General features: G+C 70.9%; 5 protein-coding genes and 1 pseudogene. All 6 read right to left on the minus strand.

Features of this window, described 5'->3' with window-relative positions:
- On the minus strand, positions 1-1,123 hold a 1,123-nt coding region (locus V8J39_RS23335), incomplete at its 3' end, for a glycosyltransferase family 2 protein (RefSeq protein WP_336463383.1).
- A gap of 135 nt (positions 1,124-1,258) precedes the next feature.
- A pseudogene (locus V8J39_RS23340) lies at positions 1,259-2,268 on the minus strand (IS30 family transposase).
- Positions 2,269-2,411: 143 nt separating this feature from the next.
- Positions 2,412-3,701 (minus strand): HlyD family type I secretion periplasmic adaptor subunit, encoded by a 1,290-nt coding sequence (locus tag V8J39_RS23345; RefSeq protein ID WP_336463384.1) that lies wholly within the window; start codon positions 3,699-3,701, stop codon positions 2,412-2,414.
- A 10-nt stretch (positions 3,702-3,711) separates the two neighbouring features.
- Positions 3,712-5,427, minus strand: a complete 1,716-nt coding sequence (locus tag V8J39_RS23350; protein ID WP_336463385.1) for a type I secretion system permease/ATPase — start codon at positions 5,425-5,427, stop codon at positions 3,712-3,714.
- 22 nt (positions 5,428-5,449) lie between these two features.
- Positions 5,450-6,037 (minus strand): VPLPA-CTERM sorting domain-containing protein, encoded by a 588-nt coding sequence (locus V8J39_RS23355; RefSeq protein WP_336463386.1) that lies wholly within the window; start codon positions 6,035-6,037, stop codon positions 5,450-5,452.
- Between the two features lie 64 nt (positions 6,038-6,101).
- Positions 6,102-10,212: beta strand repeat-containing protein (locus V8J39_RS23360; RefSeq protein WP_336463387.1), on the minus strand; the 4,111-nt coding region annotated here is incomplete at its 5' end.

The raw sequence follows: 10,212 nt of genomic DNA on the forward strand, positions 1-10,212 counted from the left end.
TCATTCGGCCGCCCGCGCCGCCACCGGCGGCCGGCTCTCGCCGGTCTCGCGCCGCGGGTCGGGCGCGCCGAGGCCCAGCGTCTCCTGCACCAGATAGATCGGGCGCTGCTTGGTCTCGATGTAGAGCCGACCGAGATACTCGCCGATCACCCCGAGCGAGATCAGCTGCACCGCGCCGAGCAGCAGCACCACCACCATCAGCGAGGCATAGCCGGGCACGTCGGTGCCGAAGATCATCGTGCGCACCATGATGATCAGCGTGTAGGTCACCGCGATCGCCGCGACCAGGCCGCCGACATAGGTCCAGACCCGGAGCGGCACGGTCGAGAAGCTGGTCAGCCCGTCGATGGCGAAGTTCCACANCCGTGCGCACCATGATGATCAGCGTGTAGGCCACCGCGATCGCCGCGACCAGGCCGCCGACATAGGTCCAGATCCGCAGCGGCACGGTCGAGAAGCTGGTCAGCCCGTCGATCGCGAAGTTCCACAGCTTCCAGTAGTTGAACTTGGTGGTGCCGACGGCCCGCGGCGGGCGGGTGTAGGGCACGGTGGCGGTGCGGAAGCCCACCCAGGCGAAGAGGCCCTTCATGAAGCGGTTGCGTTCGCGCAGGCGTAGCGTGGCCTCGACTGCGGCGCGGCTCATCAGCCGGAAATCGCCCACGTTCGGCTCGATCTGCAGCGAGGAGACGCGGTTGAAGACCCGATAGAACAGGCCCGCGGTGGCGCGCTTGGTGCCGGTGTCGGCATCGCGGCTGACCCGCTTGCCGCAAACCACGTCGAAACCTTCGTCACGCCAGAGCCGGACGAAGTCGGCGATCAGCTCGGGCGGGTCCTGCAGGTCGACATCCATCGGGATCACCGCGGCGCCGGTCGTGGCCTCGAGCCCGGCGGTCATCGCCGCCTCCTTGCCGAAGTTGCGGCTGAGCCGCACCAGGCGCACGGCGGGATCGGTGGCATGGGCCTCGGCCACCACCGCGCAGGTGCGGTCCCTCGAGCCGTCGTCGACGAAGACGATCTCGTAGGGCAGGCCCAGGTCGGAGAGGATCGGGGTCATCCGTTCCAGGAAGAGCGGGATCGCCTCTTCCTCGTTGAGGACGGGGACGACGATGGAAAGCCCGGACATGGGGTGTCCTTAGAAACAGAGAAATGGAGAGGCTATGTAACCTGATGGTGTTTACCGGTGGTGATAACTCATGTGATTTCCGAAGCAAACTGCCCTGTGGTTTCACGCTGAAGGGCGACTTTGTCGCTGATGAAGTTAGGGCAGGGCGCTGTCGCCTTCCATGAGCTTGTCGCGGAAGACTTCGGCGGGCGTTCGATAGCCGAGGCACTTCCGCGGTGTCGAATTCAGTTGCTGGCAAATCGCTTTGATCTGCCGGGTGGTGAGCGTCTTCGGGTCGACCTCGCGCGGCAGCCAGCGGCGGACCCGGCCATTTGTGTTCTCGACCGTGCCTTTCTGCCAAGGCGCCTGCGGGTCACAGAACCAGGTCGCCACACCGAGCCCGGCCTGCAGATAGGGCCAGGCCAGGAACTCCAGCCCGCGGTCGAAGGTGATCGAGCGGCGGGCATGGGCCGGCAGCGGCGAGAGGCTGCCGATCAACCCATCCATCACCGGGCGCCAGCGGCGGTCGGCATTCTTCATCAGCACGGTGAAGCGGCTGACACGCTCGACCAGCGAGGTCAGGTTGGTGCCGCCGAACTCCTTGCGGAACTGGATCAGATCGCATTCCCATGATCCGAAGACAGTCCGAGCCGCCACGTCGGCCGGGCGGTGCCGGATCGAGATTTCGTCAGCAAACCTCGCGTGTTGCGGCTTGCGCCGACCGCGGCCGCGGCGCTTGCGGCGATGGTCGGGGAGGTGGCGCCAGAGATCGATCGAATGACCATCCTTCGAATAGACATATTGATAGATCGTCTCATGGCTGACGCTGGTTGTGGCGCGCTCCACCTTCAGCCGCCCCGAGATCTGCTCGGGCGTCCAACCCGCCTGCAACCTGTCGACCACCGCAGCCCGCAGCGCCGGATGCCGCACCAGCTTACTGAGATTGGAGCGCCGGGCCTCGGACATCGCCTGAGCGTTGGCGGCATAGTAACCGGAGATGTTGCGCAGCTCGGCATCGTGAAAATGGTTGCGCGCAATTCTCGGAAGATCGTCGAACGGTGCCGACCGAGCTTCGCGGCGATCTCTGTCGCGGGCACCTTCGCTTCGCGCCAGCGCGCGATCTTGCGACGCTCCTCGTAGTTCAGATGCAGATAGGGTGCGGCCATGCGAACAGCTCCTTGTGGCAAGACATTGATCTTACGCCAAAGTCGCAGTTCCAACTAGAATCCACCCGTTCCCTCGGATTGGACCGCCAAGCCGAATTATGTACATTTTTGGCGCGCGCCCTGTGCTGCCCGCGCGCGATCGCTTACCGATCCCGCAGGGCATAGGCGGCATAGTCCGTGAGCGGTTTGAGCAGGAAGCTCGCCGGGGTGCGCAGGCCGGTCTGGATGAAGGCCTCGATCGGCATGCCCGGCTGCAGCGCCGCCGTGTCGATCCGGCGGCGGCTGTCCTCGGTCAGGGTCAGCTCGGCGGTGTAATAGGGCTGGTGCGTGACCGGGTCGGTGACCGTGTCCGCCGCCACCGTGCGCAGCGTCGCGAACAGGTCGGGCGTCGTGCGGCTGTCGAAGTTCGGAAACCGCATCAGCGCTGGCTGGCCAAGCTGCAACCGGTCGATCTGGCGCGGATCGATGCGCACCGCGAGGATACGCGGCGTGTCCTCGGGCACGATCGAGACCACGTCGCCGGTGGGCGCGATCACGCCCCCCACCGTGTGCGCGCGCAGGTCGAGCACCCGGCCCGCCATCGGCGCGCGCAGCACCAGGCGACCGAGGCGGCTGTCCACCACCCGCAGCGTCTCGCGCAGTTCGGTCTCCTGCGGGGCGAGCTGGCGCAGCTGGTCCTGCGCCTCTTCGCGCCGCGCCGCCGCGAGGCGCAGCTTCTCGATCCGGTCGCCGGCCTGGGCCGAGCGCGCCTCGGCGATCGCGGCCTGCAGGCGGCCGATCTCGCCCGACAGCTCGGCCTCCTCGCGCCGCAGCGCCGAGACCCGCGCCGCCTGCGTGAGGCCGCGGTCGAGAAGGCTCTGCTGGTCGGCAAGCTCGCCGTGGATCAGCGAAAGCTGGGTCGCGCCGGCCTCGATCTGGCGCTGGTGGCCGTCGATCACCGCGCCGGTCTGCACCAGCCGCTCGTCAAGCTGGGCGAGCATCTGGCCAAGCGTCGCCGCGCGCGAGGCGAACAGCATCGCCTCGTCCTCGAGCACGCGCGCGATCTCGGGCCCGGCGGCGGCCAGCAGCAGCTCGGGCCGCCAGGCGGGGGCGGCATCCCCGCGCACCTCGGCGCGCAGCCGGTCGGTGCGGGCCAGCGTCTCCCACAGGTTGCGGGTCAGCAGCGCCTGCTGCGCGCGCAGCTCGGTCCCGTCGAGCACCAGGAGCGGCGCGCCCGCGGCCACGCTGTCGCCGTCGCGCACGAGGATCTCGGCCACGACGCCGCCATCGGGATGCTGCAGCGTCTGGCGCCGGGCCTCGACCTCGACCCGGCCGGGGGCGATCACGGCGCCGTTGATCTCGGTCGCGACGGCCCAGAGGGTGAAGCCGCCAAGCCCGAGCCCGAGGGTGAGCGCGCCCAGAATCGCGTGGCGTGCCATCGGCCAGGCGGTCATCGGCATCCTCCTATCCCTTGGCGGCGGCGGGCATCACCGCCGCGGCATTGCGCAGGAAGCGGCCGAGGATCTCGTCGCGCGGCCCGAAGGCGCGCATGGTGCCGCCCTCGATGATCATCACCTTGGCAGACTCGGCCAGCGCCGAGGGGCGGTGCGACATCACGAAGACGATGCGCCCGGCCGCCCGCGCGCTGGCGATGGCGCGGTTGAGCGCCAGCAGGCCGGGCTCGTCGAGGCTCGAGTTCGGCTCGTCCAGCACCAGCAGCACCGGGTCGCCGTAAAAGGCCCGGGCGAGGCCGATGCGCTGGCGCTGCCCGCCCGAAAGCGCGCCGCCGCCATCTGACAGGCGGGTGTCATAACCCTGCGGCAGCGACAGGATCAGCTCGTGCGCCGAGGCGGCGCGCGCGGCGGCGACCACGTCCTCGTCCCGGGCGCCGGGCTGGAAGCGGGCGATGTTCTGGGCCACCGTGCCCTCGAACAGCGCGACCTGCTGCGGCAGGTAGCCCAGAAGCCGCCCCAGCCGGTCGCGGTCGTACTGCCCAAGCGTGGCGCCGCCCAGCCGGATCTCGCCCCGCGCGGGGGGCAGCAGGCCGGTGATCAGCCGCGCCAGCGTCGACTTGCCCGAGGCCGAGGGGCCGATCACCGCGATCACGTCGCCCGGCCCGGCGCTGAAGCTGATGCCCGACAGCGTCGGCTCGGCCGCGCCGGGCAGCCGGAACGCGAGGTCGCGCACCACGAGCTGCGCGCCGGGCGCGGGCAGCGCGAGCGGCGGCGGGGGCGGCGGTGCGCCCAGCCGGCGCGAGAGCGCCCGGGCCGAGGCGAGGCCGCGTTGCAGCACCATCCCCTGCCCCAGCACCTGCTCGACCGGGGCGAGCATCCGCCCCAGCAGGATCGATCCCGCGACCATCGCGCCGCCGGTCAGCGCGCCGCGCAGCACCAGCCAGGCGCCAAGCGCGAGGATGGCCGACTGCAGCGCCAGCCGCACCGCGCGGGTGGCCGCGGCCACCGCACCGCCGCGTCCGGCCGCGCCCATGCCCGCCGCCAGCGCCTCGCCGCGCGCGGTCTCCCAGCGGATGGTCAGCGCCTCGCGCATCCCCAGCCCCTCGACGGTCTCGATCTCGGCCGCCATCGCGCGCGCGTGTCGCTCGGCCCGGGTCGCGGCGGCCTGGGCGCGGGCCTGCGCGCCGCGGGTCACCGCCTGGCCCGTCGCGGCCAGCGCGAGGATCAGCGCCGCGGCGGCCAGCGCGAACAGGCCCATCCACGCGTGGAAGGCGAACAGCACCGCGAGGAACAGCGGGATGAACGGCAGGTCGAACAGCGCGCCCAGCACCGGCGAGGCGAACAGCATCTGCACCTGCGCCACGTCGCGCAGCGGATCGTCCTGCGGCTGGTCCGGCTGCGGGCGCCGCGCCAGCTGCGCCTGCAGCGCCCGCCGGTCGAGCCGCGCCTGATACCGCGCCCCGATCGTGGCCAGCATCCGGCCGCGCACGTGGTCGAGGATCGCCATCAGCGCGAAGAGGTACAGCACGATCAGCGAGAGCGCGGCCAGCGTGCTGGTCGAGCGCCCGCCCAGCACCCGGTCGTAGACCTGCAGCATGAACAGCGGCCCGGTCAGCATCAGCAGGTTGAGCGCCGCGCTGAACAGGGCGATCCCGATCAGGGGCGCGCGCGCGCCGGCAAGGATGCCGGCGTCGGCGCCGGCCTCCGGGAAAGGCTGACGGATCATGATCGTGCGAGCCGGGTCGCGCTCAGCCCCGGCGACGGCGCAGCAGGCCAAGGCCCGCGACGCCGCCGATCAGCAGCAGGCCGGTCGCGGGCAGCGGGACCGAGGCGTTGGGGATCGGCACCAGCGAGGTGATCACCAGCTGCGCCGTCTGGTCGTAGATCACGCCGGAAAGGCCCGCGGCCTCGGTGATCTCGGTCGACATCAGCCGGACCAGGGCGGCGCCGCCGTTCAGCGCGGCGAAGGGCCCGGTTCCGACGATGCCCTCGAACAGCCATTCGAACAGGCCATCGGCGACGCCGAAGGCGGTGGCGCCGTTGCCCGCGAGGTTGGCCCCGGGCGTCAGCGGATCGACAAGGCCGAAGGCGGCCGCGCCGGTCGGATCGGCGAGGTCGGTGACGCTGACACCCGACACTCCGAACGGGAAATCGGCCGCGAACAGGTAGGCCGTGGTGTAGCCGCCGCCGTCGAACAGGTCCAGCTCGACCCCGCCGGCATGGGTGATCGGCCCGGCGGTGTAGCCGAGTGCCGCAAGGTCGAGCGTCGCCGCCGCCGCCGGCAGCGGTGCGATCGCGCAAAGGGCCAGAACGCAGATCGTCTTGAGGAAGCTCATCGGGAAACTCCGATCTCAGGGTACGGGAACAAGGGCGCGGGCCGGCACATCGGCCGGCGCGGGATCAGGCGAGGTAGTCGGGGTGGAAGTCCCGCACGCCGGACAGAAGGATCATGTCCATGTCGTGATCGAGATAGAGATAGGTGCCGGCCGAAACCGTCCGCGTGCCGGTGATCGCGGCCTCGCCGAGGTCGATCAGATCCTCGCCGGCGGTGAAGTCGAGGATCGTGCGCGTCTCGCGCTGGCCGTTCGCGACCGAGCTTGCGAAGCTGAACACGTCCGCCCCGCCGCCGCCCGCCATCACGTCCAGCCGGCCGCCGAGCGGATCGATGATCTCGTCCGCGTCGGTGCCGATCAGGCGGTCGTTGCCCATGGTTCCGGTCAGGGTCAGCACCGGGGGCGCCGTGACCTCGATGGTGATGGTCGCGCTGCCGGTCAGGGCGCCGTCGGTCACCTGATAGGCGATGGTTTCGGTCCCGGCGAAGCCCGCGTCGGCGACATAGCGCAGCGCGCCATCGGCCCCCAGCGTCAGCGTGCCATGCGCCGCCGCCCCGAAGCCCGCGACCGACAGCGGGTCGCCGTCGGGGTCGCTGTCATTGGCCAGAACGCCGGGCCCCGCGATCTCGAGCACCGCGCCCGCAACGACGCTGTAGCTGTCGTTGCCCGCGACGGGGGCGGCATTGTCCGGCGCGCCGACCGACAGGGTGACGGTCGCGGTGTCGGTGATGGTGCCGTCCGACAGGATGTAGCTGAAGCTGTCCGAGCCGACGAAATCGGCATCGGGCGTGTAGGTGAAGCTGCCGTCGGACCCGAGCGACAGCGTGCCGTGGCTGACGTCGGTGCCAAGGCTGACCGACAGCGCGTCGCCGTCGACATCGCCGTCATTGGCCAGCACCCCGGCGCCGGCGGCGATGGTCAGGGGCGTTTCATGGGCGGTGGCATAGCTGTCGGCGACCGCGGTCGGCGCGTCGTTCACCGCGCCGATCTGCAGCGCGACGCTGACGAGCGTGCTGTCGGCCTGGCCGTCCGAGGCGCGGTAGGTGAAGCCGTCGGTGCCGTTGAAGTCGGCCTCGGGCGTGTAGATGAACGAGCCGTCGCCATTCAGGGTCAGCGTGCCGTGCGCCGGGCCGGTCCCGACGATCGCGGTCAGCGGGTCGCCGTCGACATCGCTGTCATTGGCCAGCACGCCCGGCCCCGGGATCACCAGCGCGGTGTCCTCGGTGCCGGCGAAGCTGTCGCCCGCTGCCCGCGGCGCATCGTTGACGGCGGTGACGGTCAGCGTCGCGGTGGCCGTGGCGACGCCGCCGCGCCCGTCGCTGACGCTGTAGGTGAAGCTGTCGGTGCCGTTGAAATCGGCGACCGGCTTGTAGGTGAACGAGCCGTTGGCGTTCAGCGACAGCGTGCCGTGCGCGGGCCCCGTCAGCGGCGAGGCCACCAGCGGATCGCCGTCGGGATCGCTGTCGTTGGCCAGCACGCCGGCAGCGGCGGCGATGCTCAAGCTGCCGTCCTCGGCGAGGGTGTAGCTGTCGGCGACGGCGGTGGGCAGGCGGTTGGCGGGTTGCGCCACGGCGATGGTGACGGTGCCGCCGGTGCTGTTGCCCTGCCCGTCCGCGGCGGCATAGGCGAAGCTGTCGCTGCCCGAGAAGCCGGCCTCGGGCGTGTAGGTGAAGCTGCCGTCGGTGTTGAGCGTCAGCGCGCCATGCGCCGGGTTCGAGACGACGGTCGCGCTCAGCGGATCGCCGTCGGCGTCGCTGTCGTTCGACAGCACGCCCGCCGCGGCGCTGATGACGAGCGCGGTGCCGTGGCCGGTCGCGTAGCTGTCGTTGATCACCACCGGGGCCGAATTCGCGTCGTCGTTGACGATCGTGTGGGTGACGCTGGCGGCGCCGGCCGCGATGGCGTGGTCGGCGCGGCTGAGCGCGGTGACGGTGAGCCCCAGCGTCTCGTCCGCCTCCTCGAGCGTGTCGCCGAGGATCGCGACGGTGAAGCTGGCGCTGGCCGCGCCGGCGGCGATGGTCAGCGTGGCCGGGATCGACCCGCTGTAGTCGCTGCCCGCCGTGGCGGTGCCCGAGGCCAGCAGCGTGGCGGTCACCGCATCGGTCGTCGCGCCGGCACGCGTGAGGGTGAAGGTCACCAGATGCGTGCCGCTGTCGCCCTCGGCGGTCGCGACGGCCGAGACCGAGGCCGAGACCAGCGTCGTGCCGGTGACGGCGATCCGTGCCGCCTGGGTCGCGGTCAGCAGACCGTCGCTGGCCGAGACCTCGACATCGTAGAGGTTGTCGCCATCGGCATCGCCCGGGGCCGAGAAGACCGGCGCCGCGCGGAAGGCCAGCGCGCCGGTGGCGCTGTCGATCTCGAACAGGGCGGCATCGGCGCCGCCGCTGATCGCGTAGGTGATCGTGTCGCCCAGGTCCGGGTCGGTCGCGGTGACGGTGAGCGCGTCGGTCGTGCCTTCGGCTACCGTGGCCGTCGCGGCCGAGGTGATCACCGGCGCGTCGTTCGCGCCGGACATCGCGATCGAGATCGTGTGGCGGCCGGTGGCGCCGTGGCTGTCGGTCACGTCGACGACGACGACCGCCGTCGGCGTGTGGAACCGGCCCGCGGACTGGAAGGCGTCCTGCGGGTCGAAGGTCAGGATCGTTCCCGCGATGCCCGCGCTGGTCCCCGCGGGGGCCGAGACCAGCGTGTAGGTCAGGCTTGCCCCGTCGTCGTCGTTGTCGGGATCGGCGCCGAAGCTTGCGAGGTCGATGGTGATCGCGGCGCCGTCCTCGGCCGCGGCGGCGGTCGGGACGTAAAGCGTCGGCCTGTCGTTCACGCCGGTCACCTCGACCGTGACCGTCGCGGTGTCGGTGTCCTCGCCGTCCGAGACGGTGTAGGTGAAGGTTTCGGTCGCGACCTCGCCCTCGGACAGCGCGGCGAGGTTGCCCGCCTGGTAGCGCACCGCGGTGCCCTCGATCCAGGCAGAGCCGTGGGCGGGCTGGGTCACGGCGCTGACGGACAGGGTGTTGCCCTCGGCATCGGTGTCGTTGGCCAGCACCTGGATCAGCACGCTCTCGCCGGCGGTGACGGCGGCGCTGTCGTCGACCGCGACGGGCGGGGCATTGTCGTCGTTCAGGATGGTGCCGGTGGCGCTGGTGGTGTTCAGCGCGGCACCCGTCGGGTTCGACAGGGTGACGGTGAAGGTCTCGTCCTCCTCCTGCACCGTGTCGCCGCTGACCTGCAGCGTGATGGTCCTGACGGTCTGGCCCGCCGCGAAGGTGACCGTGCCCGAGGGCAGGCTGCCGCCGAAGTCGGCCGCGTTGGCGGTGCCGCCGGTGACGGCCCAGGCGACGCTGCTGACCCCGGTGGTGATGCCCGAACGGGTGAGGGTGAAGCTGAAGGCGGTGGTGCCGCTGTCGCCCTCGCTCACCGCCGGTGCGCCCGAGATGCCGATCAGCGTGGCCGGCCCGCCGATCTGTACGTCCTGGTCGGCAAAGCGCAGCACCTCGACGTTCAGCACGCTGTCGGTGCCGTCGGCCGCGGCGCCGGTGCGGCTGTCGGCGACGGTGGTGATGTTGCCGGCGGTGCTGATCACGTAGCTTGCGCGGTTGCCCGAGAACACGACGACATCGTCACCGCCCTGCCCGTCGAAGACGTTGTTGCCCGCGCCGCTGGTGAAGACGTCATTGCCCTGCGAGCCGATCGCGTTCTCGAAACTCTCGATCGTGTCGCCCTCGGCATCGCCGCCGCCCACCGTCTGGCTGCGCAGGTCGATCGTCACGCCCGAGGTCGAATTCTGGTACGAGATCGTGTCGGCATAGCCGTTCGACGGCCCGCTGCCATGGAGAGCCTCGGTCAGCGCGCCGCCGATCACCGTCTCGGAGACGTAGTATTGGCCCTGGTAGCTGATCCGGCCCGCCCCGCTGGCGCCCGAGAAGTCGAGGGTGAAGCCTTCGCCGGTGTCCAGCCCCAGGGACTGGATGTTGAGCACCTGCCCCTCGCCGATCTCGAGCCCGCCGAAATCGACGCTGTCGCCATCCTCGCCGTAGACATAAAGGGTGCTGTAGGTCTCGACGCCGTTGTACCAGCCGGTCGGGTCGATGGTGATGGTGCCAAGGTCGTCGATGGTTTCGGCGTCGATCGAGCTGCCATAGCGCAGCGCCGTCGCCTCGATCCCCGAGACCGCGGTGCCGCGC

Origin of the sequence: Frigidibacter sp. MR17.24, assembly GCF_037095655.1 — a bacterium.
In the GTDB taxonomy this organism is placed as follows: domain Bacteria; phylum Pseudomonadota; class Alphaproteobacteria; order Rhodobacterales; family Rhodobacteraceae; genus Frigidibacter.

What these genes read in the sequence shown, in the direction of transcription:
- V8J39_RS23350 (WP_336463385.1), bottom strand. Translation starts at nt 5,427, where the DNA reads ATGATCCGTCAGCCTTTCCCGGAGGCCGGCGCCGACGCCGGCATCCTT.
- V8J39_RS23345 (WP_336463384.1), bottom strand. Translation starts at nt 3,701, where the DNA reads ATGACCGCCTGGCCGATGGCACGCCACGCGATTCTGGGCGCGCTCACC.
- V8J39_RS23355 (WP_336463386.1), bottom strand. Translation starts at nt 6,037, where the DNA reads ATGAGCTTCCTCAAGACGATCTGCGTTCTGGCCCTTTGCGCGATCGCA.